At 69.6% G+C, this 23,054-nt stretch carries 16 protein-coding genes; 2 read left to right on the top strand and 14 right to left on the bottom strand.

Going from position 1 to position 23,054, the window contains the following annotated elements:
* Positions 1-130: 130 nt before the first annotated feature.
* The 14 genes from ftsA to mraZ all read right to left on the bottom strand — a co-directional run bounded on the left by ftsA (position 131) and on the right by mraZ (position 16,734).
* Complete coding sequence (ftsA, locus tag IT371_03415) at positions 131-1,354, bottom strand: cell division protein FtsA (protein MCC6746680.1); 1,224 nt, start codon at positions 1,352-1,354, stop codon at positions 131-133.
* 13 nt (positions 1,355-1,367) lie between these two features.
* Positions 1,368-2,336, bottom strand: a complete 969-nt coding sequence (locus tag IT371_03410; protein ID MCC6746679.1) for an FtsQ-type POTRA domain-containing protein — start codon at positions 2,334-2,336, stop codon at positions 1,368-1,370.
* Positions 2,333-3,247 carry a D-alanine--D-alanine ligase gene (locus tag IT371_03405; protein MCC6746678.1) on the bottom strand — a complete coding sequence of 305 codons (915 nt, stop codon included), beginning with the start codon at positions 3,245-3,247 and terminating at the stop codon, positions 2,333-2,335. Before IT371_03405 ends, IT371_03410 begins: the two co-directional genes overlap by 4 nt.
* Before the next feature lie 233 nt (positions 3,248-3,480).
* Positions 3,481-4,863: a UDP-N-acetylmuramate--L-alanine ligase gene (locus IT371_03400; GenBank protein MCC6746677.1), complete on the bottom strand. Its 1,383-nt coding sequence runs from the start codon at positions 4,861-4,863 to the stop codon at positions 3,481-3,483.
* An 8-nt stretch (positions 4,864-4,871) separates the two neighbouring features.
* Entirely contained in the window at positions 4,872-5,963 is a 1,092-nt protein-coding gene (gene murG, locus IT371_03395) for an undecaprenyldiphospho-muramoylpentapeptide beta-N-acetylglucosaminyltransferase (GenBank protein MCC6746676.1), read from the bottom strand.
* 22 nt (positions 5,964-5,985) lie between these two features.
* The gene (ftsW, locus tag IT371_03390) at positions 5,986-7,338 is read right to left on the bottom strand and encodes a putative lipid II flippase FtsW (protein MCC6746675.1); all 1,353 of its coding nucleotides are present in this window, start codon (positions 7,336-7,338) and stop codon (positions 5,986-5,988) included.
* A 65-nt stretch (positions 7,339-7,403) separates the two neighbouring features.
* Entirely contained in the window at positions 7,404-8,762 is a 1,359-nt protein-coding gene (gene murD, locus IT371_03385; GenBank protein ID MCC6746674.1) for a UDP-N-acetylmuramoyl-L-alanine--D-glutamate ligase, read from the bottom strand.
* Positions 8,763-8,766: 4 nt separating this feature from the next.
* Entirely contained in the window at positions 8,767-9,882 is a 1,116-nt protein-coding gene (locus IT371_03380; protein ID MCC6746673.1) for a phospho-N-acetylmuramoyl-pentapeptide-transferase, read from the bottom strand.
* Positions 9,883-9,907: 25 nt separating this feature from the next.
* A complete protein-coding gene (locus IT371_03375) occupies positions 9,908-11,347 on the bottom strand; it encodes a UDP-N-acetylmuramoyl-tripeptide--D-alanyl-D-alanine ligase (GenBank protein MCC6746672.1) in 1,440 nt (479 codons plus the stop codon).
* Complete coding sequence (locus IT371_03370) at positions 11,344-12,861, bottom strand: UDP-N-acetylmuramoyl-L-alanyl-D-glutamate--2,6-diaminopimelate ligase (GenBank protein MCC6746671.1); 1,518 nt, start codon at positions 12,859-12,861, stop codon at positions 11,344-11,346. Before IT371_03370 ends, IT371_03375 begins: the two co-directional genes overlap by 4 nt.
* Before the next feature lie 24 nt (positions 12,862-12,885).
* Positions 12,886-14,952 carry a transpeptidase family protein gene (locus IT371_03365; GenBank protein ID MCC6746670.1) on the bottom strand — a complete coding sequence of 689 codons (2,067 nt, stop codon included), beginning with the start codon at positions 14,950-14,952 and terminating at the stop codon, positions 12,886-12,888.
* Positions 14,949-15,350, bottom strand: coding sequence for a cell division protein FtsL (locus IT371_03360; GenBank protein MCC6746669.1), 402 nt, complete (start codon positions 15,348-15,350; stop codon positions 14,949-14,951). Before IT371_03360 ends, IT371_03365 begins: the two co-directional genes overlap by 4 nt.
* On the bottom strand, positions 15,347-16,285 hold the full coding sequence (rsmH, locus tag IT371_03355) for a 16S rRNA (cytosine(1402)-N(4))-methyltransferase RsmH (protein MCC6746668.1): 939 nt from the start codon (positions 16,283-16,285) through the stop codon (positions 15,347-15,349). Before rsmH ends, IT371_03360 begins: the two co-directional genes overlap by 4 nt.
* Positions 16,282-16,734 carry a division/cell wall cluster transcriptional repressor MraZ gene (gene mraZ / locus IT371_03350; GenBank protein ID MCC6746667.1) on the bottom strand — a complete coding sequence of 151 codons (453 nt, stop codon included), beginning with the start codon at positions 16,732-16,734 and terminating at the stop codon, positions 16,282-16,284. Before mraZ ends, rsmH begins: the two co-directional genes overlap by 4 nt.
* A 626-nt stretch (positions 16,735-17,360) precedes the next feature.
* Between mraZ and IT371_03345 the strand changes: the two genes are divergently transcribed.
* Together IT371_03345 and IT371_03340 are read left to right on the top strand one after the other, a co-directional pair.
* Entirely contained in the window at positions 17,361-18,428 is a 1,068-nt protein-coding gene (locus IT371_03345) for a hypothetical protein (protein ID MCC6746666.1), read from the top strand.
* A gap of 121 nt (positions 18,429-18,549) precedes the next feature.
* A complete protein-coding gene (locus IT371_03340; GenBank protein MCC6746665.1) occupies positions 18,550-22,983 on the top strand; it encodes a hypothetical protein in 4,434 nt (1,477 codons plus the stop codon).
* Positions 22,984-23,054: the final 71 nt, after the last annotated feature.

Genomic DNA, 23,054 nt, shown 5'->3' with positions numbered 1-23,054 from the left:
CGTTTTCGCGTCGCGTGGTCCCCACTCGGGCCTCACCGAGTTGCCACCACGCGTCGCCCGTGAAAGCGCGCCTCCGGTGCGCGCGGGTTATCTTCCAGAGCGGGGTCCCGCCCGCTCTAGAAAGAACGTTCTAGAACACCTTCGAGAACCAATCCTTCACGCGGTGCCCCAGGCTCACCTTCTCGGGGCGCGCGCGGTGGGCGCCGGCCGATTCGAGCTGCTTCGCGCCGTAGAGCACGAGCCCGACGCCCGTGGCGAACTTGGGGCTCCGCACCACGTCCACGAGCCCGCCGATGCCGCGCGGGGCCCCCCGACGCACGGGGAGTCCGAGCACCTCCTCGGCCAGCTCCGGCATCCCTTCCATGATCGTCGTGCCGCCGGTGATCACCGCGCCCGAGGCCAGGAGCTCCTCGTAACCGGTCTTGGCCACCTCGCGCTGGACGAGCATGAACATCTCCTCGACGCGGGGTTCGATGACCTCGCAGAGGACCCGGCGCGGTACGCGGCGCGGGGCACGACCGCCGACGCTCGGCACCTCGATCTCCTCGTCGGCGTCGACCATCGAGGTCATCGCGCAGCCCCAGCGCTGCTTGATCTTCTCGGCCTCGATCGACGGGGTGCGCAGGCCCACGGCGATGTCGTTCGTGATGTGGTTTCCGCCCGCCGCGACGACCGAGGTGTGCACGATCGACCCCTCGGAGAAGATCGTGATGTCGGTCGTGCCGCCGCCGATGTCGATCAGCGCCACGCCGAGCTCCATCTCGTCCTCGTGCAGCACGGCGTGGCCGCTCGCGAGGGGCTGGAGCACCAGGTCCGCCACCTGGAGGTCGCAGCGCTGGCAGCACTTCACGATGTTCTGCGCGCTGGTCACGGCGGCGGTGACGATGTGCACTCGCGCCTCGAGGCGCACGCCGCTCATGCCGAGGGGCTCCTTGATGCCGTCCTGACCGTCGACGACGAAGTCCTGGGGCAGGACGTGGATGATCTCCTTGTCCATCGGGATCGCCACGGCCTTCGCCGCGTCGATCACGCGCCCCACGTCGGAGGTGCGGACCTCGCCGTCCTTGACCGCTACGATGCCGTGGCTGTTGAAGCCCTTGATGTGTCCGCCCGCGATGCCGGCGTAGACGCTGGAGATCTCGCACCCCGCCATCAGCTCCGCCTCCTCGATGGCGCGCTTGATGGAGGCGACGGTGTGATCGATGTGCGTCACCACGCCCTTGCGCAGGCCGCGCGAGGGGGCGGTGCCGATGCCGATGATGTCGATCCCCTCGTCGGAGACCTCTCCGACGATGGCGGCGATCTTGGTCGTGCCGATGTCGAGTCCTACGATCAGCTCGTCGCGCTTTGGCATCCGTCTCTTCGCCCTATTCCTGGCTGGCCATGCGGACGACCGCTCGGTCGGGCCGCACGTCGTTGTCGAGATACAGCGATTGCATGCGTCGAACGTCGGGGCCGAGCGCCGCGAGGACCGCGTCCAGGCGACGCAGCCGCTCGTCGGAGAAGTGGGTCCCGAACCGGAGCGCGGCGCCGCGCTCCGTGAGGAAGAAGCTGACCTCGCCGGTGGCGCTCACGCGCACCTCGCTGAGCGGGGGGCGCGGCCCGGTCTGGTACTGGGCGAGCGCAGAGAGGGCGGTCCGCATACGGGCCTGCGCCGTGGCCGGCTCGTTCAGATAGGTCAGCCGGGAGATGCCGGTGATGGCGACCAGCCCGTCGGCCTCCTCGGTGGTGGCCTTCTTGAAGACCTGGCCCTCGGCGTTGACGAGGTAGAGGTGCCCGAGGGCCAGCAGCGCCCTGGGCTCTTCCTCGACCAGCCGGACCTTCAGGGTGCTCGGGAGCTGCCGCTCGACGCGCGCCTCCCGGATCCAGGGGTGGCTGACGAGGGTCCGGGCCAGCTCGTTGAGCGAGACGCGGAAGATGCTCTGACCGCGAGCGCCCTCGACCAGGCGGAGCAGCTCGGCGGTCGGCGCGCGGGAGGTCCCCTCCAGGCGCAGCTCCTTCACGCGGAAGTAGGTCGAGGCCATGACCTTGCGGTACCCGAAGAAGCCGCCGGTCCCCAGGCCCCCGACGAGGACGACCACGCCGAGCACCTTGAGGCCGGTGAGACCGACGGCGAGGGCTCGCCTGCCCGCGGCGCGCCAGTCGCGCGGAGGACGCGGGGGACGGGCCGGACGCGGGAGCGGCGCGCTCTCGACGGGGGTCGAGGTCGGGGCGACGGCGCGGGGAGGCTTGGCGGGGGCCACCCGACGGTTCCCCTTGCCCGAGCGCAGGCGCCGCAGCAGGCCGGTCAGGCCGCCGGGACGCTCGAGGGTCTTGCGCCGGTTGCTCCGCTTCATGCCTTGAGCGCCGCGTCGAGAAGGATGCGTTCCACGAGCTCGCCGTAGCTCCAGCCGAGGTGCGCGGCGATCTTGGGCAGCAGGCTGTGGCTGGTCATGCCGGGGAGGGTGTTGACCTCCAGGATGACCGGGTCGTTCAGGCCGTCCCAGCGCAGGTCCACCCGCGTCGCGCCGGCGCAGTCGAGCAGCCGGTGGGCCTCGACGGCGATCTCCTCGAGGCGTCGCCGGGGCCCGTCGTCGAGGGGGGCGGGGACGAAGTAGCTCGTGTCGTCGCGCTGGTACTTCGCCTCGTAGTCGTAGTGACCGACGGCGGCGCGGATCTCGACCGAGCCGAGCGCGCGGGCGCTGTCGCCGGAGCCCATCACGGCCACCGAGAGCTCGCGCCCGGGGACGTAGCGTTCGACGAGCGCGCCACCGCGGGTTCCCTGGTTGGCCCGGGCGATCGCAGCCTCGAGCTGCGCCTCGTCGTGGACCACGGTGACGCCCACGCTGCTCCCCTCCGCGCGCGGCTTCACGACCACCGGGAGGCCGAGGCCGAGCGCCTCCTCGACGGTCGCGGGGAAGCCGTACGCCGCGGTCGGGAGCCCGGCGGCCACGAACATGCGCTTGCTGACCACCTTGTCCATCGCCAGGGCCGAGGCCAGCACGCCCGAGCCGGTGTACGGGATGCGCAGGGACTCGAGCAGGCCCTGGATGCAGCCGTCCTCGCCCCAGCGTCCGTGCAGCGCGAGGAAGGCCACCTGCACCCCCTCGGCGCGGAGACGTGCCGCGACGTCCAGGTCCACGTCGATGGCCACGGTGGCGTAGCCCCGCTCGGTCAGGGCGCCCAGGGCGGCGCGGCCGGTCTCCAGCGAGACCTCCCGCTCGGCGGAGAGCCCGCCCAAGAGCACGCCGATTCGTTGACGCTTCAGCTCCGCTACGGTGCCTGTCACGCGCTCGCTCCCGCGCCTCGTCGAGTGTGCGGTTCCATAGAGCCAGCCCACGATCGCGTGGGCAACTTTTTGGCCGGAATTTTCTCGGGAAATTGGCCGGCGAGCGGGCCCCGCGCGGGGCCCGGCCAAGGCCCCAAATCGTAAGACGTTTTGGTGAGGAGGTTTACGGGATCGGCGCGCGGGAATGCGGCGGGGCGATCACCCCACGCGCTCTAGCGTGGAGATTGCGACAGCTCGCGAAGCAGGGTCTCGCCCACCTGCCAGATGTCTCCCGCGCCCAGGGTCACGACCAGGTCCCCGGCCCGAACGCGGCCCCCCAGCGCGGCCTGGAGCTCCTCGCGCGAGGCGGCGAAGGTCACGTCGTGGTGCCCGTGCGCCCGGATCGCCTCCGCGAGGCGGTCTCCGGTGATCCCGTCGAGCGGCTCCTCGCCGGCGGCGTAGATCGGCGACACGAGCACCACCTCGGCGTCGTAGAAGGCGGTGGCGAACTGGTCGAACAGGTGCTGCACGCGACTGTAGCGGTGCGGCTGGAAGACCGCCACGACCCGGCGGCCGAAGGCCTCGCGCGCGCCGGAGAGGGTGGCCTTGATCTCCGTCGGGTGGTGCCCGTAGTCGTCCACGACGGTGACGCCTCCGACCTCGCCGCGCACGGTGAAGCGTCGCTGCACGCCGCCGAAGCTGGAGAGGGCCTTCGCCGCGGCGTCGAGAGGGATCTCCAGCTCGTCCGCGATGGCCAGCGCCGCGAGGGCGTTGAGCACGTTGTGACGGCCCACCATCTGCAGCGTGACGCGCTCGCCCACCTTGCCGCGACGGACCGGCCGGAAGGAGGTGGTGAAGCCGCGGACCTCCACGTCCTGGAGGCTGTAGTCGGCCTGCGGGCGGCCACCGTAGGTCACGTGCCGCTTCTCGACCCGCGGCAAGAGACTCTGGACATTCTCGCAATCGAGGCAAAGAACGGAAAGTCCGTAAAACGGGACCTTGTTCACGAAGGCCAGGAAGGTCTCCTTCAGGTGCTCGAGGCTGCCGTAGTGATCCATGTGCTCCGGATCGATGTTCGTCACCACCGCCAGGGTCGGCGTGAGGCTCAGAAAGGACCCGTCGCTCTCGTCGGCCTCGGCGACCAGGTAGTCTCCCTGGCCGAGCCGGGCGTTGCTGCCCAGGCTGTTCACCTTCCCGCCGATCACCACCGTGGGGTCGAGCCCCGCCTGGTCGAGGAGCGTGGCGACCATCGAGGTCGTGGTGGTCTTGCCGTGACTCCCGGCCACCGCCACGCCCACCTTGAGGCGCATCAGCTCGGCGAGCATCTCCGCGCGAGGGATCACCGGGATGCCGCGCCGCCGCGCCTCGACCACTTCGGGGTTGTCCCGGCGCACGGCGCTCGAGATGACGACCACGTCGGTCGCGCCTAGGTTCGCCGCCGCGTGTCCCACCGCGATGCGGCCGCCGAAGCTGGCCAGGCGCCGCGTGGTCTCGCTCTCCTTCAGGTCGGAGCCGCTCACTCCGTAGCCCAGGTTCAGCAGCACCTCGGCAATTCCACTCATGCCGATGCCCCCGATCCCCACGAAGTGGATCTGGTGCATGCGGCCCTTGAACATTCCGCGCATCATGGCGCGGGATGATAGACCAGCTCCTCGAGGAGGGCCACCACGCGGGCCGCCGCGTCGGGCCGGGCGGCGGTGCGCAGGGCCGCGCCCATCCGCAGAAGGAGCTGCGGGTCGCTGAAGAGGCGGATCACTTCGTCCGCGAGCTGCGCCGGCTCGAGCTCCTGCTGCGACAGGACCAGGGCGCCGCCGGTGCTCTCGAGCGCGCGGGCGTTGGCGCGCTGGTGGTCGTCGGCGGCGAAGGGGTAGGGGACGAGCAGCGCCGGCTTGCCGGCGAGGCAGAGCTCGGCGCAGGTCGTGGCCCCCGCGCGACTGATTACCAGATTTGCCTCGCGGTAGGCGGCGGCGACGTCGTCGATGAAGGGGCGCACCTCGACCGAGAGCTTCGCCTCTCGGTAGCGCTCGGCGACCCAGGTCTCGTCAGCGGCCCCGGTCTGATGCACCAGGCGGAGCCCCGGGTGGACCCGGAAGATGGCCGGCGCAGCGGCGACCATCAGCTCGTTGACGCGGCGGGCCCCCTGGCTCCCGCCGAGCACGAGCAGGCTGCGCGGCGCGCCGTGGGGCGGACCCGAGCGCGCGAGCGCCGCGACGAGGGGGCGCCGGAGCGGATTGCCGAGGAGCACGGCCCTGCCTCGGGGAAAGCGTGCCGTGGCCTCGGCGAAGCTGACCACCACGCGGCTCGCGAGCCGCGCCAGGACGCGGTTGGTCAGCCCCGGGATGGCGTTCTGCTCGAGGAGCACCACGGGACAGTGGCGGAGCCACGCGGCCAGAGCCATGGGCCCCGAGGCGAAGCCCCCCACGCCGACCAGCACCTGCGGGTCGAAGCGTCGCAGGATGCCGAGCGCTCGCGCGAGCGCGCCGGGAAGCCCGGCCAGCGTGCGCATCCGGACGACCGAGCTCGCTCCCTTCAGCTTGCCGACCTTCAGCAGCTCGAGGCGGTAGCCGTGCGCCGGGATCAGGCGCTCCTCGAGTCCCCCGGAGCTGCCCACGAAGAGCACCTCGCTGCCGGGAGCGCGGGCCAGGAGCTCCTCGGCCACGGCGAGCGCGGGGAAGACGTGCCCCCCGGTCCCGCCCCCCGCGATCGCCACCCGCAAGGGCGGACTCCCTCCTTCCGGGTCAACCCCCATCGGCGACGACGACGCGCTGCGGACGACGACGGTTGGAGCTGCCGCGAGCGCTCGACGGCTGTGCGGGTGAAGGCTCCGCGACCGGGGCGGGGTGTCGGGCCGCCACGTTGAGCAGGATCCCCATGCCGTACATGGCCACGACCAGGGCCGACCCGCCGTAGCTCACGAGCGGGAGCGTGATCCCCTTGGTGGGCACCATGCCGAGCACCACCGTCATGTGCAGGAGCGCCTGCAGCGAGAAGATGGCCGTGATGCCGAAGGCCAGGTAGGTGCCGAAGAGGTCGGCGGCGCCCACGGCCGCGCGGACGCCGCGCCACAGGATGACCAGGAAGGCGAGGATCACGCCGAGGACGCCGAGGAGCCCGAGCTCCTCGCCCGTGATGGCGAAGATGAAGTCCGTGTGCGCCGCGGGGAGAAAGAACAGCTTCTGCTTGCCGTCGCCGAGCCCGAGTCCGAAGAGCCCCCCGGAGCCGACGCTGATGAGCGACTCGCTCACCTGATAGCCCGCGTCCTGGCGGTAGGCCCACGGGTCGAGAAAGGCGAGCAGGCGTCGCATGCGCCACGGGGTGCCGACGATGAGCTGGTAGACCACCGGGGCGCAGACGAGCAGCGAGATGAGCAGGTACGAGAGCTTGGTGCCGGCCACGAAAAGCAGGAGCAGGGTCACGAGCACCAGGATCCCCGCGCTCCCCAGGTCGGGCTGCTTGAGGATGAGGAGCGCCATCATCCCGGCCACGCAGAGGTGGGGTAGAAAGCCGACCGAGAAGATGCGCATCGTCGCGCGCTTCTTCGCCAGCGAGTAGGCGAGGTAGATCACGAGCGCGATCTTGGCCGGCTCGGAGGGCTGGACCGAGATGCCCCCGAGGCGAAACCACCGCACGGCGCCGTCCACGCGCGTGCCGATCCCCGGGATCACGACGAGGAGCAACGACAGGAGGCTGAGCCCGAGGATGGGGTAGACCCAGCGGGCGTAGCGCCGGTAGTCGATGCGCCAGCCGGCGTAGAGCGCCACCAGTCCGGCGAAGGCGTAGATCAGGTGGCGGCGCAGGAAGTACGTCCCGTTGCCGTAGTTGGCCGAGGCGAAGAGCGCGCTCGAGCTGTAGACCATCACCGCGCCGAAACAGACCAGGAGGAGGGCCGCGCCGAGGAGCACCAGGTCGAGCCCTCGCGGGGCGCCCTCGGGGGGGGCCGCGGTGAGCACCGACGGCGCCTTCTGCCAGGGGAGGCGCAGGGGCGGCAGGCGAAGCGCGGGCAGACGGAGCCTGGGCAGGCGGAGGCCGCGCAGGCGGTCACCGGCCCGCTGGAGCAGTGCGCGCGTGGGGGAGATGCGCCGATTTCCCATCGAGCCCATCTTGGCGGCACCGAGGGACGGAGGCGAATTTTTCGCTACGCGAGCGCGGTGGAAAATCAGTCGGGAAGGGCCGCCACGGCGGAGGCGAAGACGCGTCCCCGCTCCTCGTAGTTCGTGAACATGTCGTAGCTCGAGCAGGCCGGCGACAGGATCACCGCGTCGCCGGTCCGGGCCAGGCTCGCGGCGAGGCGTACCGCCTCGGGGAGTGTCCCCGCGTGGTGCAAGGGGAGGTGCCCGGCCAGGGTGCGCTCGATGAGCGGCGCCGCGGCGCCGATGAGCACGGCGTGCCGGCAGACCTCCGCGAGCACGGGGACGAGCGGGGCGTAGTCCCCCCCTTTGTCCTTGCCGCCGGCGATGAGGACCACGGGCCGCTCGAAGCCGGTGAGCGAGCCGATGACCGAGCCCACGTTCGTGGCCTTCGAGTCGTTGTAGTAGCGCACGCCGCGGGTCTCCCCGACGAGCTGCATGCGGTGCGGCAGCCCGCGGAAGGTCTCGAGCGCCCGGGTGCACGCGTCGGCCGGCACCCCGGCGAGCCGCGCGCCGAGCAGCGCCGCGAGCGCGTTCTGCAGGTTGTGCTGCCCCGCGAGGGCGAGGAGCGAGCGCGGGTAGCGTTCGACCTCTCCCCGGGGGAGCCGCACGCAGAGCGCGTCCTCCTCGGGCCAGGCGCCGGGTTCCCGCCCGTCGTCGAGGCGGAAGGTCAGGAGCTGGGCCCTCGAGGCGCGGGCGAGCGTGCGGCAGAGCTCCTGGTCCGGCGCGCCGTTCACCACCGCGAAGTCGGTCGCCGTCTGGCGCTCGAAGATGCGGGCCTTCGCGGCCTGGTACTCGGCGAAGGTGGCGTAGCGGTCCAGGTGGTCCTCGGTGAGGTTCAGGAGGAGCGCCACCCGGGCGTGGAAGGTCTCCACCGTCTCGAGCTGGAAGCTCGAGAGCTCGAGGACGAGCAGCCCGTCCGGACCTGCCGCCGGCGTGTCCACGGCCTCGCAGAACGGCTGCCCGAGGTTGCCGCCGCAGAAGGTGGGGGCGCCGGAGGCCTCCGCCATGGCGCCGAGGAGGCTCGTGGTGGTGGACTTGCCGTTCGTGCCGGTGATGGCCACCACGCGGCCGCGGACGAAGCGATAGGCGAGCTCGATCTCGCCGATCACGGGGACTCCGGCGCGGCGCGCGGCCTCGAGCTCGGGGATGGGCGGGACCCCGGGGCTGAGCACGATCAGCTCGGCTCCCGTGAAGCTCGCTTCGCGGTGTCCGCCGAGCTCGAGCGTGGCGCAGCCGCCGAGCGCGGCGACCGCGTCGGAGAGCGCCCCCTCGCTCCGCTGGTCGGTGACCGTGACCCGGGCGCCCCTCCTCGCGCAGAGGCGTGCGGCAGCCGTGCCGGAGCGGCCGAGACCGACGACGAGCACGCGTTTACCCGTGAGCTCCATGACGCTACCTCAGCTTGAGCGTCGCCAGCGCGACGAGGGCCAGCATGATCGAGATGATCCAGAAGCGGACGATCACCTTGGGCTCGGCCCACCCCTTGAGCTCGAAGTGGTGGTGGATCGGGGCCATCTTGAAGACGCGCTTCCCGGTGAGCTTGAACGACAGCACCTGCACCATCACGGAGACGGCCTCGAGGACGAAGACCCCGCCGAGCACGACCCAGACCAGCTCGTTCTTGGTGAGCAGGGCCAGCATGCCGAGGCCGCCGCCGAGGGAGAGCGACCCCACGTCTCCCATGAAGACCGAGGCCGGGTAGGTGTTGTACCAGAGGAAGCCCACCCCCGAGCCGACCATCGCGCCGCAGTAGATGGCCAGCTCCGAGGCGCCGGCGATGTGGGGGATGTTGAGGTAGTCGGCGATGTTGAACTTGTCGAGCACGGTGCCCGCCGCGTAGGAGAGGACGAGGAAGGTCGCGGCGCAGATGATCACCGGACCGATGGCGAGGCCGTCCAGCCCGTCGGTGAGGTTCACCGCGTTCGAGCTGCCCACCACCACGATCAGGCCGAGGACGAAGTAGAGCGCGGCGGGGAGCACGAGCGGGTGCCGGTCGAAGTTGACGAACGGCAGGGCGAAGCGCAGCCGCACGGCCTCGGGGAGCGCGTCGCCGTAGATCATGTAGGCCACCGCGGCGCCGCCGATCACGAACTGGCCGAGCATCTTGAGCTTGCCGGGGAGGCCCTTGCTGTTCTTGAAGCGGAGCTTCAGCGAGTCGTCGAGAAAGCCGATCGCGCCGTAGCCCACCGTGACCGCCAGGGTGAGCCAGACCAGCCGGTCGTGCAGGTCGCACCAGAGGAAGGTCGGAATGACGAGCGAGAGGAGGATGAGGCTCCCGCCCATGGTGGGGGTGCCGGCCTTCTTCTTGTGCGTCTGGGGCCCGTCCTCGCGGATCGTCTGGCCGATCTGGCGCGACTGGAGCTTGCGGATGAACCACGGCCCGAGGAGAAAGCTCATGAGCATCGCGGTCAGCGTCGAGGCGATGATGCGCGTCGACGGATAGCGCACGACGTTGAGCCAGCTCAGCCCCCGGAAGCGACGAAGCGGATAGAGCAGGTGCAGCAGCATGCGCGCGCGGTCTCTCTTCGTCCTACTACGATGGGGCGACGACGTCTTCGCCGACGGTGCGGCGGAGGGCGTCGATCACGCGTTCGAGCTGGGCGCCACGGGATGCCTTCACGAGGAGCCACCCGTTCGGGGAGAGGCGTTCGGTCACGACGCGGGCCGCCTCCTCCGCGTCGGCCGCCTCCACGATGCGCGCGGCGGGCATGCCGGCCTGGCGCGCCCCTTCCGCGAGGGCGTGGGCGCGGGGCCCGACGGTCACGAGGCCCGCGAGCCCGCACCCGGCGGCGTGACGTCCCACCTCGTGATGGAACGCCTCGGCCTCGTCCCCGAGCTCGCGCATTTCGCCGAGCACGGCGAAGGCCGGCGCTTCTTGTGCCAGCTCGGCCAAGGTCCCGAGCGCGGCCTTCATCGCCTCCGGGTTCGCGTTGTAGCAGTCGTCGAGGACCTGCCACGGGCCGATGCGGGCGAGCACCGACCGGTGGTGGAGCCGCGGCGCCTCGGCCAGCGCGCGACCGATGGCCTCCGTCGGCGCGCCGAGGGCGACTCCGACCGCGGCTGCGGCAGCAGCGTTCAGCGCGTTGTGCCGCCCGGCGAGTGGGAGCAGGAACTCGAGGCGCTCCCCCCGCACCTCGAGCGCAACCCGGGTCCCCGCCACGCCCGCGCTCTCCGTCGAGACCAGGCGCACGTCGGCCTCGGTCGCGGTGCCGAAGCGGAGCTGGCGCGCGCGCGGGACGCTCGCTACCGACGCGGTGAGCAGGCCCTCTCCGGCGGGGAGGATGGCCCACTCCGGCCGGGCTCCCTCCGACGCCGTGAGACCGCCGAAGATGGCCCCCTTCTCGCGGCCGATCGCCTCGAGGCTGCCGAGCCCTTCCACGTGCACGGGAGCCACATTGGTCACGACCGCGACGTCGGGGCGGCAGAGGCCCGTGAGGTACGCGATCTCGCCCGGGGCGTTCATCCCGAGCTCCACGACCAGGTAGCGCGTCTCCTGCTCCAGGCCGCAGAGGGTCAGCGGCAGGCCGATGTCGTTGTTCAGGTTGCCGGCCGTGGCCTGGGTCGCGCCGAGGGTGGCGACGACCTGCCGCGTCAGCTCCTTGGTGGTCGTCTTGCCCATCGAGCCGGTGATCGCCACCACCGTGCGGCCCACCGCGTCGCGCCAGGCGCGCGCCAGGGAACCCAGCGCGAGGCGCGTGTTCGCGACGCGCAGCAGCGGGACGGGAGCGTGCGACGGCGGCGCGACCTCCTTCTCGACGACCAGCAGCGCGGCGCCCAGCTCGACCGCCCGCGGCAGGTAGTCGTGCCCGTCGAAGCGGTCGCCGACGAGCGCGACAAAGGCCTGCCCGCGCTCGAGTGAGCGGGTGTCGGTGGAGAGACCCCGGAAGGTCTCTCCCTCGCGCCCCTCGGCCCCCACGAGGGTCCCCCCGCAGCTGCGCGCCGCCTCGGCGAGCGTGAAGCGAATGCAGCTCATCGCGCCTTCAAGGCCTCGCGGGCCTCTTCCCGGTCGTCGAAGTGGATCTTCTGCTTGCCGAGGATCTGGTAGTCCTCGTGCCCCTTGCCGGCGATGAGCACGATGTCGCCCTCACGCGCCGCGGTCACCGCGGCGAAGATGGCCTTGCGGCGGTCCGGCTCGACGAGATAGCCGCGCCTCCCCTCGAGCGAGGAGAGCGCCGGGATCGGTTCGCGGCGCACGCCGCCGAGGACCTCCTCGACGATCGCCAGCGGGTCCTCGGTGCGCGGGTTGTCGGAGGTCACGACGGCGAGGTCGGCGTCGCGCGCGGCGGCTCGGCCCATGAGCGGGCGCTTGGTGCGGTCGCGGTCTCCGCCGCAGCCGAAGACGACGATCAGGCGCCCCGCGCAGAGCGGGCGCAGCACGGCCATCGCGCGCTCGAGGGCGTCCGGCGTGTGCGCGTAGTCCACGAGGATCGCGAAGCCCGGGGCTCCCTCGACGCGTTCGAGTCGCCCGGGGACGCCCTTCAGCGCGGCGACCCCGCGCGCGATCGTCTCGAGCGAGACGCCGAGCGCCTGCGCGCACGCCGCCGCGAGCAGCACGTTCTCCGCGTTGTACGTGCCGACGAGGGGGGATCTCAGCGGGACCGATGTGCCCCGCACGACCAGGCGCGCCGACAGGCCGTCCACGTCGTAGCGCAGGTCCTCGAGCGTCGCCTCGGCCTCAGCCCCGCGCGTGCTGCAGCGGAGGAGCGTCACGTCCGCGCGGCTCCGTACCTCGCGCACGATGCTCTCGGCGCCGCCGCCGTCCACGTTCACCACCGCCGTGCCTCCGGCGCGCAGGTGTCTGCGGAAGAGGAGCGCCTTCGCGGCCAGATAGGCCTCCATGTTGCCGTGCAGGTCCAGATGGTCCTGGGTCAGGTGCGTGAAGGCGGCCACCTGGAACTCGCACCCCCAGACGCGACCGAGGTCGAGCGCGTGCGACGACACCTCCATCACCGCGTCGGTGCAGCCGGCCTCGACCATGCGCCCGAGGACGCCGTGGAGCGCGACGGGAGTCGGCGTCGTGAAGGGGGCCGGCTCGACCGTGCCGCCGAAGCGGTAGCTCACCGTCCCCACCACGCCGGGTCGCCGGCCCGCCGCGGCCAGGATCGCCTCGAGCAGATACGTCGTGGTGGTCTTGCCGTTCGTCCCCGTGATGCCGACGAGGGTCAGCTTGCGCGCCGGCTCTCCGAGGAGGCGACTCGCCGCGAGCCCGAGCGCCCGCGCCGGGTCCTGGACCACGACGCACGGCACGCCGAGCTCGAGGGGGCGCGACGCGACGACCGCCACCGCGCCGGCGGCCACCGCGGCCTCGGCGAAGGCGTGCCCGTCCACCGTCAGCCCCTTGAGCGCGACGAAGCAATGCCCCGGCTTCACGGCGCGCGAGTCGTCGGTGACGCCCGAGATGGGCAGCTGCGCAAAAGGCGCCCCCGCCGCCGTCCATTCGGGGAGCAGCGAGCCGAGCGTGCGGGTGGCGGCTGGGCGTTCAGACATCGGGGCGCTTCCTTCCTCTTCTTACTACCCCGGCGGCCGGAAGGAAACGCGACAGACCGTCTGTCGGGGCGCCGGACCGGGTCCCGGGCTCTGCGCCGTGGCCCTGCCCCCGCCGCGTACCTCGAGGCGCAGCCCGCTCTGCCGCGCCAGGCGGATCGTCTCCGCCAGGCTCAACCCGGTGAAGTCCGGCACCGTGACCTGTGGGCCCTCCGCCGCCCCCTCCGGGGAGTCGCTCTCCTCCTCGGCGGGCCCCTCCGGCGTCGGCGCCTCCTTCGCGGTCGGCTTCTGCTTCGCCGGATCCTTCGACCGGTCCTTCTTCGCCACCGCGGCGTCCTTGTCGGGTTGCACGCCCAGGTAGTGGAGGGCCTGCTGCGCGATCTGTTTGAAGACCGGCCCCGCCACCTCGCCGCCGTAGTGCTTGACCCCGGCCGGCTCGTTGATCACGACCACGATGGCCAGGCGTGGCCTGGACGCGGGAACGAGCCCCATGAACGACGAGACCCAGCGGTCCGAGGAGTAGGTCCCCGTGACGGGGTCCACCTTCTGCGCCGTCCCCGTCTTGCCGGCGACGGTGTAGCGCTCGAGCGCCGCGTCGGTCCCGGTGCCGCCCTTCTCGGTGACCCCCACCATGATGCGACGCATGCGCTGCGCCACCGCGGGGGCCAGGATCTGCCGTCCCTCGACGGGGAACTCGCGCACCGTGTGCCCCTTGCCGTGGCGGATGCGCGTCACCAGCCGGGGTCGCATCAGCTTGCCGTCGTTGCCCAGCGCCGAGAGCGCTCGCGCGAGGTGCAGCATCGTGGTGGTGACCCCCTGCCCGAACGCCACGTTGGTCAGCGTGATGTTGGCCCAGCGCGTGGGGGGGCGCAGGATCCCCACCCGCTCGCCAGGGAGGTCGAGGCCGGTCCGCTCGCCGAAGCCGAAGCCCTTGAGCGCGTCGTAGAGCCGCTGCTTGCCCAGGCGGAAGGCCAGCTTGGCCGTGCCGATGTTCGAGGACTTCTGGAACACCTCGGCCATCGAGAGGATCCCGTGCGGATGCGCGTCGTGGATCGTGTAGCGGCCCACGCGGTAGCGGCCGTTCTCGCAGTGGATGCGCTCCTCCTCGCGCGTCAGCCCCGCCTGGACCACGCTCGTGAGGCTGAAGGCCTTCATCGTCGAGCCGGGCTCGAAGGCGTCGGCCACGGTGCGGTTACGCCGCTCGCCGGGCTTCGCCTGCGCGTAGCGATTCGGGTCGTACGAGGGCATGCTGCTCATGGCCAGCAGGTCCCCCGTCGCCGGGTCCATCACCACGGCCGCGACCCACCCCGTGTTCGGGCGCACGTCCTTCACCGCCACCGCGAGCGCGCGCTCGGTCTCGAACTGGATCAGCTTGTCCAGCGTGAGCACCACGTCGTGGCCCCCCGTGGACTGCTCGGTGGTCCCCTCCGAGAAGACGCGACGACCGAGCGCGTCGCGCAGCCCCGCCACGCGCAGCCGGCTGCCCCGCAGCCAGGCGTCGTAGGCCAGCTCCACCCCCTCGAGGCCGCGCGCGTCGGCGCCCGCGAAGCCGACCACCGTGCTCCCCAGCCCGTGGTTAGGGTAGTAGCGTCGGCTCTCCTGGGTGAGGAACACGCCGCGCAGCTTCGCCTCGCGGACCCGCTTCGCAACCTGCGGCGGGACGCGGCGCTTGATCCAGGCGAAGAAGCGCGGGGACGCGAGCTGCGTCGCCACCGTGCTCGTGGGAAGCTCGAGGAGCTCGGCCAGCTTCTTCGCCACCACCGGCGCCTGCTCGCCCACCATGCGCGGGTTGGCGTAAATCGAGTCCACGTCGACGCTCACCGCGAGCGGCGCCCCGTGCCGGTCCAGGATCGTCCCGCGTCGCGGAGGGAGCTCGATCTCCTTCAGGTACTGCTGCTCGGCCATGCCGCGCAGCCGTCCGGTCTCTTCGACTTGCAGCCGGTAGGCTCGCCGCCCGACGAGCGCGAACGCGCCGAGCGTGAGCAGGACCGTGATGCCGATCCGCACCCGGTGCCAGCGCAGGCTGAAGGGTACCGGGGCTGCGCCGTCATCGGCGCGCTCGCCCGTCGCGGGCAGGCTCGTCTCCTGCTTCATGGAACGCGGCTCGCCAGGGGACCTCCCGTCGGGTGCTCTGTCCCGCGCCCGGAGAGCGACGGGCGTCCGGGCGACGGCAGTCCCCCGCCGCCGGGTTTGCGAAGGCGACGGATCTGCTCCGGTTCGGGCGGTCGCAACCCCAGCTCCTCCCCTGCCAGACGCGCGATACGCGCCGGATCCTTGAGCACCGCGATCTCGATCCGTAGCCGCCGATTCGTCTCGACGAGCTGGCCGTGCCGCCGCGTGGCCTCGGAGATCTTGTAGCCGAGCTCGATCGCGCGAAGGTTGGTCCACACCTGCGCCACGGACGCGCCCGTCCCGACGACCAGCAGCACCGCCATCAGGCCGAGGAGCCTTCGCCGCGTCCCTTCTCGCAACATGCCGCGCACGAGCTTCATCGTCGCTCCACCACGCGCAACCGGGCGCTCCGCGCCCGAGGGTTCTCGTTCACCTCGCTCTCGGAGGCCTGCACCGCCTTGCGGGCGACCAGCGTGACCTCGGGGACCCGCCCGCAGGCGCAGATGGGTAGGCCCGGCGGGCAGACGCAGGTGCTGGCGAGCGCGCCGAACCGCCGCTTCACGGCCCGGTCCTCGAGCGAGTGGAACGCGATCACCGCCACCCGCCCTCCGGGGCGCACCGCTTCGGTGAAGGTCTCGAGGAAGCGCTCGAGGCAGCCGAGCTCGTCGTTGACCGCCATGCGCAGCGCCATGAAGGTGCGCGTCGCGGGGTGGATGCGACCGCGCTTCTCCCCCCCTACCGCACCGGCGACGACGCGCGCGAGCTCGCGCGTGCTGCCGAGCGCCTGGCCCAGTTGAGCGCGCTTGATGGCCCGCGCGATGCGCCGGCTGGCGGGCTCCTCGCCGAAGTTTCGAATCACGCGCGCGAGCTCCGCCTCGGAGAGCGTGGCGATGAGCTCCGCCGCTGACGGGCCCTGCGTGGGGTCCATGCGCATGTCGAGCGGCCCCTCGGCGCTGAAGCTGAACCCCCGGTCGGCCGTGTCGAGCTGGTGCGACGAGACGCCGAGGTCCACGAGCAGGCCGTCCACGGGGCTCAGGCCGAGGTGGCGCAGGATCTGCACCACGTCGGCGAAGTTCCCCTGCTCGAGCACCACCCGCTCGCCAAAGGAGGCGAGCGCCTGTCGCCCGTGCGCCAGCGCGGCCGGGTCGCGGTCGATGCCGACGAGCCGCCCGTCCGGGGCCGAGCGTTCGAGGATGGCCCGCGCGTGGCCGCTTCCGCCGAGCGTGGCGTCGCAATACGTGCCGCCGGGCACCACGCGCAAGAGGTCGAGCGTCTCCTCGAGGAGCACCGAGGTGTGGCGGTAGGTCTCGCTCATAGCCCGAGCCGCGCCAGGGCGTCGTTGATCTCGGGGAGCGCTTCCTTCGCCCGCTGACGTTCCTCCTCCCAGTGCGCCTTCCCCCAGAGCTCGATGCTGTTGCCGAGTCCGGCGAAGATCAGCGCGCCTCCGAGGGCGGCGTACTCCCGGAGCGTGGGCGGAATCAGGATCCGCCCCTGCCGATCGGGGGTGCACTCGGCCGCGCCGGCGATGTGGAGGCGCTTCAGTCGGATCACGTTCTCGTCGAACTGCGGCAGGCCCGCGATGCGTTCCTGGAAGGCCTGCCACTCCTTGGGCGGGTAGGCCACCAGGCAGCGTCCGGCCGGATCCACGTTCGTGGTGACGATCAGCCGACTTTCCCCCTGGGCCGAGAGGATCTCCCGGTAGCGCGCCGGCAGGTTGACGCGCCCCTTATCGTCCAGGTTGTGCTCGTAGGTCCCGAGGAACACGTTGATTTACTTCCGCAGGTCGTGATCCGAGGCCGTGCCGCGGCCCCCACCGGTCCCCATTTTCCTCCACTCCACCCCACCAATAGAGCACCGGCCGATGGGTCGGTCAAGTTTAACCTTCAGAATGCGTTGAGGATATCGGGATGCTCACTACAAATAGGTGAAGGCTCTTGTCCTACCTACAAGATATTGCGGCATCCTCGCAGTGGGGAAACGTGGGGCGCGGCTCCGAGCCGGCCGGGATACGCGCCCGACCTCCGCCGCCGGGGATTCGCGGGCCGCGGGGCCCAGTCTTCTACGAATAATGATCGGTGTGAAAAAAATGCTTCTCAGGGGAGCGGAGGTCTGCTACACGGAGAGCAGCAGCAGCATCAACCACGTAGCTCAGAGGCGCATCGCAACAACCAGGTCGCAATTCCTCTCGACCTGGGAGACCTGCGCCCGGAGCCCTAGGGAGACCTAGCCCGTTAAGCCGGAAGTTTGTTTCGCCGCCGCGACAGCTGCGGCGAATTCTGCGCCCACAAACGGCCTGGGACCAAGGCATGTGCCCCTTGCATTTTTTCTTTCGTGTGTGTGAATCTGCCGCGCCAGACGACAACCGCACGGCTGACGTGTCGAGGTGCAACGTGAGGCGTATTCCGATCCTGGTCGGGCTCCTGGGAATGCTGGTCGCTCCGGCGACGGTGCGCGCGCAAGGATCCACGGCGAAGACCCCCCAGATCTCCGAGGTGGCCGCCCCCAGCGAGAAGAAGCCGTTCTATCGGGGGAGCGCGTTCGTCTACTCGAATAGCCTGAGCGCCGTCTCGCTCTCCAAGGCCGCCGAGCCGCAGTTCAATCCCTACTACTCCCAACGCTTCTCCTTCCAGCCGCGCTTCTACCCGACGGACGACCTGAGCTTCCGCGCGCGCTTCGACGTGGAGATCGAGCTCACCAAGTCCGACACCACCGACTACGCCCGGCAGTGGGTGATCAGCGACCTGCTCTTCGACGCGGTGTACGAGCCCAAGTGGATGAAGATCCCCCTGCTCGACATCAAGGTCACGCCGAGCATCCGCCTCTCGGCCCCCACCAGCCTCGTGTCGCAGGGGCGGAGCCTCATCCTCGGCTTCACCCCGGGCGTGAACCTCAAGCGGGGCTTCGACCTGCGCAAGGGGACCTGGCTGAAGAAGATCGAGCTCATGTACGGCCTCCGCGTCGCCAAGAACTTCCACCGGTACGCGCAGGCCTCGGTGGACAGCGACCGCTTCGGCTGCGTGGGTGTGGACCGCCCCGAGTGCCAGCACAGCGGGCTGCGTAACGTGAACTGGCGCTTCACCAACATGTTCTCCGCGCTCTTGCACGTGCACCCCAAGCTCTCCTTCACGGCGAGCTTCTCGGTGATGAACGACCTGCTCTACGGGCTGCCCGAGCAGACGGTGCCGACCAACGGGGGCGTGGTGGTCACGCTGCCGGCCTCCGAGGTGAACCACAAGGCGGCGCTCTGGGCCGTTTTCGACGTGAGCTACGAGGTGATGAGCTGGCTCAGCCTCTCCCTCGGCGCGTCCACCTACCATCCGCAGCTCGCGCCCGACTCGTCGTACTACACGCCGTTTTTCAACCGTCACACGACGTTCTACTTCGACATGACGATTCCGATCGATGGCTTCGTGGACCAGGTGAAGGCCTGGTCGGGTAAGGGCCGGCAGGGGACCTGAGAGCGGGTCCGACGGCAGGGAAGACCGACACAACGTAATGGATGGGGCTCGCCGCGGTGGGCCCTCAGGGTTTCCGAAAGCAGCAGCACTCGCGGAACACTCGCGGAAGAGGAGGAGAGGAATGCATCGCCGCCGTTCACTGGGATCGCTGCTCGTGCTCGCCGGACTTGTGGCGATAGGCACGAGCTGCGCCGAGCAACGGGCTCCGATCGATCGAACGGAAGCCTACGCCCTTCCCAAGTCACTCTTTACCGGGGAGTGGTACTACACCCAGACGGTCGTGGACGTGCCCGGCACGCTCACCGTCACGATGGTGGGCAACACCAACTACACGGGCGCGTATCGCGTGCGCTGGGACGTGCAGGAGAACTACCTGTACGCCCGCAAGGCGTACGAGCTCGTCGAGGGGGCCAAGAACACCGACCCGGACAGCGGCGAGTACAAGGGCGCGATCGTCGGCGCCTGGCGCATCACGAATCACTTCGACGTGAAGCGCGGCTACAACCCCAGCACGGGCGAGGAGAGCAACGTCCTCGAAGAGAACGCCGGGGACTGCAAGTGGTACGACTGCAAGTACATCCGCGTGGACTGGTCGAAGAACAACGCCACCGACTTCATGTTCCTCGACGCCGAGGAGGACATGCAGAAGGAGGCCGTGCCCTTCGAGCCGCAGGACCCGCAGGACCCGAAGTGGAAGCCGATCTTCGACCCGTCGAGCGGCTACATCGACTTCGTCACGGCGATGGCGATCCGCCCCGGCATGCACTACTTCCCCGAGATCCAGAAGAGCTACCCCGTGTGCTGGCTCTCGCACAGCGAGAACGCCGAGTGCAACACGGAGATCATCAAGATCCGTAACTCCTTCATGCGTCGCCATCCGAACCGGGACTTCGAGCCCCGTCGGCACGAGGGCGACCAGTCGGAGTGGTTCGGCTACTTCGTCACCGACAAGCTGACCTGGGAGAGCCACTACGGCGTGACCCAGAAGACGCGGCAGAAACTGATCAACAAGCACAACATCTGGGCCAAGCACCACTACGAGGACCAGCCCTGCTCCACCGACAAGGACTGCAAGGAAGCCGGCTCGCGCTGCGACAAGCTGATGGGCTTCCACAAGAACGACGTCTGGACCGACACCGACGCGGACGGCTTGCCCGATAGCTTCGAGGCCGCGATGGCCCAGAAGGCGCCGGAGACGCCGCTCGACGCGAAGACCGCGGACAGCGACCAGGACGGGACGGTCGACGCCTACGACGACGGCGACAAGAACGGCCAGCCGGACCTGTTCGACTACTACGTCTGGATCGGCAAGAGCAAAGAGACCCGCTGCACGATCCCGACCGAAAAGCGCGACCCGGTCCCCGTGGCGTACTTCAACCCGGGCGACTTTCCGCGCGACATCCTCTGCGACAAGGAGGACAAGGGCACGGGGGCCTGCAAGCCCTGGCAGTGGCTCGCCGACAAGAAGCAGCGCGAGGACAAGTGGTCCGCAACGCACCACGTCTCCAACGACTACGACGAGCTCTTCTGGAAGGTCTTCCTCCGCGGCGGCTACAACTGGTCCGAAGAGGACTACCAGAAGTGGATCAACACGAAGGACCCGAGCAAGTTCAGCGCCGACCAGCAGGCCGTCCTGGGCAAGTTCGGCGACTCCAAGGAAGGTTACTACGCCTACACGATCTGCCCGAACAACCCGGTGCTCGACACCGACCCGTGGCCCTGCCGCTTCAACCGCAAGTCCTTCGCCGAGGCGAAGAAGCTGATGGAAGCGGGGAAGGACAAGCCCGAGGCGCGGCCGTACATCCGCGCGGGTGACCTCCGCTTCAGCCAGGTGCACTACGTGAAGGACTACTACGCGGGGATGGGGCTCCTCGGCCTCGGGCCGAGCCACACCGACCCGCGCACGGGCGAGAACCTGGCCGGCGTGGCCAACATCTACGCCCTCAACGACTGGGCCGCGACGAACGTCCAGGAGATGGTGCAGCTCCTCAACGGCAGCATCAGCTCCAAGGACTACGTGGACGGCGTGAACCTGCAGAACTGGATTCGCCGGGCCAACAGCCAGGCCACGACCGAGTCGCACCAGCCGACCTACAACCGGACCCAGCTCCGCGAGATCTACGGCGCGACGGTCCAGCCGTGGATGAAGCGCATCAAGAAGCTCGGCTCGCCCGAAGCCATGGCCGAGATGAAGGACTCGATGGGTAACCCCATCAACAACCGTCAGCTCAAGCGCATGCTCATCGGCGAGGTGGCGAAGGCGGGGTACTTCGATCCGACGCGGTCGGGGCTCGGCCTCTCGGTCCTCAAGGGGACGCCGGTCGAGAAGCAGATGATGAACAACGAGGTCTTGCTCGCGTCGGGCTTCGCTCCCGGCTCGGTCTCGGGCCTCAACGAGGACGTGCTCAACCGGGCTTCGCTCGCGCGCGGCGGCTTCATCACCATGCTCGACGCGGCGGCGCGGTGGCGCTTCGACCTGGCCAACCGCCGCAACGCCTACTTCATCGAGATGGCGGACGACGCCCTCGTGGGTCTGGCCCACCGCCTGAAGGACCAGAACCCGGAGCAGATCTGGTACAAGGCGCGCGACATCATCATCCGCGCCGTGCTGACGCACGAGCTCGGCCACACCTTCGGCCTGCACCACAACTGGGGCGGGTCGCAGGACGCCCTGAACTTCCCCGAGGAGTACTGGCGTCTGCGGACGAACAACTACACCGAGACGGCCCTCTGCGACTCGACGAATCCGCAGAAGGACCAGCTCTGCCCCTTCTTCGTCAAACCGATGAACGACTACCAGCTCGGCCGGTCGGCGCAGAACGCCCAGCAGAACGTGAAGGCGATGTACGAGTACTCGTACACCTCGGTGATGGACTACGCGGGTCAGTACACGCTGGACGGCAACGGCCTCGGCAAGTACGACAAGGCAGCCGTCATGTACGGGCACGCCGACAAGGTGGAGGTCTTCAAGAGCATGAAGGGGGTCCAGCGCGAGGACCTCTTCGACGAGTGGTTCAGCACCCAGGGCGACATCCTCTTCCTCTTCAACCTGGGGCCGTCGTCGTACCACTACACGGCGTGGTTCAATCAGATGGGCAAGGACCTGTTCAACGAGAGCAACCGCATGCTCGTCCACGTGGACAAGGTCAAGGACGTGAAGGAGAGCAACCGCAGCGTCGGTTACTTCTACACCGAGGGAAACAAGAAGTACCCGCGCGTGCCCTACATCTTCTGCAGCTTCACCAAGGGCGACATCTCGGACAGCTGCAACACGCGTGACTTCGGTGCCGATCAGTACGAACGCATGAAGGGGCACATCGACAACTGGGGCACCTGGTACCCGATGCGAGCCTTCACGCGCTACCAGTTCGGTTCGTCGCCGGACGGGTACGTGCGGCGGAATCACAGCCGCATGTATCGCAAGCTGAAGGACTTCAACAACACCTACGCGCTCTACCAGACGCTCTTCCGTCAGTGGTACGACGACAAGCAGATCGGCGACTTCTACACCGATCCGGTCTTCGGCTACGGTGCGTACACGGTGGCGATGCAGGACGCCTTCAACATGGCTCTGCGGACCATCGCCATGCCGGACCTGAAGGGCTTCGAGGACAAGAAGACGCAGGTCGGCGGTCAGGACCTCTACACGGAGGCGGTGTTCTCGAGCAAGTTCTCGACGGACCTCGTGAACGCGCGCTACTTCACGACCTCGTGGAACGACACGAACTTCGGTCGTAGCTGCGGCCTGTACTGGTGGGAGTGCCTGCACCACATGGGCTTCTACCTGGACAAGATCATGGCCCTCTTCACCATCACCGACGCGAATACCTACTTCGTGGCGCGTGACACGGCGGAGGACATCCGGCTCTGGAAGATCAGCTTCTTCGACAACTACCAGACGCAGCTCGTGGACTTCTTCGGCTCCGTGCTCGCACACGATTACGAGAAGTACGCCCCCTGGTACGACGCGGACAAGCCGAAGGACAAGACCCAGGTGGCGCGGGCCTTCAAGGACGGACGGCAGGTCACGACCGAGTGGGTCAACGGCCTGGCGTTCCGCAACTACGCCACGCCGGCGCACGACGCGCCGCGTCCGGCCAACGGCGGCCCGGTGGAGCCGGCTACCAAGTTCACGGTGCAGCTGTACATGGCCGTGATGGGCATGCTGCTCTTCCAGGAGAACTACGACAACGACTTCACCGAGCGCAGCCTGATGTGGAAGGTGGGAGCTGGCGAGGGCTGGGACATCAAGCCGAACGAGAAGGCGTCGGGCCTCACGACTTTCGAGGATCCGTTCAACGGGACGACCTACGCTGCCATCGCGTACCGCGACAACCGGGGCATCGCCCAGCGCATGATCAAGTACGCGAACACGCTCAAGTCGAAGTCCAAGTACTGCGACAAGGGTGGGACGGGTCCGGATGCGTGCGTGGCCGCCGACCCGCGGGCCGAGCAGGCGCTCTACGAGTACCGCCAGCTGATGGACGTCGTGCTGAAGGTCACGCAGTACGTGAAGGTCTCCTCCAACTGGGAGTGGAACCCCTACCACCCGTAGGGCTCCGCGCTGAGAGGCCCGCCGACCGCATCGTCGGCTCCGGCGGGCCAGTCTCCTCCCTTCCCCCTCTC

The organism is Deltaproteobacteria bacterium, from assembly GCA_020848905.1.
Taxonomy (GTDB): domain Bacteria; phylum Myxococcota_A; class Polyangia.
Note: the sequence above shows the minus strand (reverse complement) of the source record. Positions and strands in the feature narration are given on the sequence as shown.

Coding starts and splice junctions, on each gene's coding strand:
- IT371_03360 (MCC6746669.1), bottom strand. CDS start 15,350: ATGAAGCTCGTGCGCGGCATGTTGCGAGAAGGGACGCGGCGAAGGCTC.
- IT371_03365 (MCC6746670.1), bottom strand. CDS start 14,952: ATGAAGCAGGAGACGAGCCTGCCCGCGACGGGCGAGCGCGCCGATGAC.
- ftsW (MCC6746675.1), bottom strand. CDS start 7,338: ATGGGAAATCGGCGCATCTCCCCCACGCGCGCACTGCTCCAGCGGGCC.
- IT371_03380 (MCC6746673.1), bottom strand. CDS start 9,882: ATGCTGCTGCACCTGCTCTATCCGCTTCGTCGCTTCCGGGGGCTGAGC.
- murD (MCC6746674.1), bottom strand. CDS start 8,762: ATGGAGCTCACGGGTAAACGCGTGCTCGTCGTCGGTCTCGGCCGCTCC.
- IT371_03375 (MCC6746672.1), bottom strand. CDS start 11,347: ATGAGCTGCATTCGCTTCACGCTCGCCGAGGCGGCGCGCAGCTGCGGG.
- IT371_03400 (MCC6746677.1), bottom strand. CDS start 4,863: ATGTTCAAGGGCCGCATGCACCAGATCCACTTCGTGGGGATCGGGGGC.
- IT371_03340 (MCC6746665.1), top strand. CDS start 18,550: ATGCATCGCCGCCGTTCACTGGGATCGCTGCTCGTGCTCGCCGGACTT.
- rsmH (MCC6746668.1), bottom strand. CDS start 16,285: ATGAGCGAGACCTACCGCCACACCTCGGTGCTCCTCGAGGAGACGCTC.
- IT371_03370 (MCC6746671.1), bottom strand. CDS start 12,861: ATGTCTGAACGCCCAGCCGCCACCCGCACGCTCGGCTCGCTGCTCCCC.
- IT371_03410 (MCC6746679.1), bottom strand. CDS start 2,336: ATGAAGCGGAGCAACCGGCGCAAGACCCTCGAGCGTCCCGGCGGCCTG.
- ftsA (MCC6746680.1), bottom strand. CDS start 1,354: ATGCCAAAGCGCGACGAGCTGATCGTAGGACTCGACATCGGCACGACC.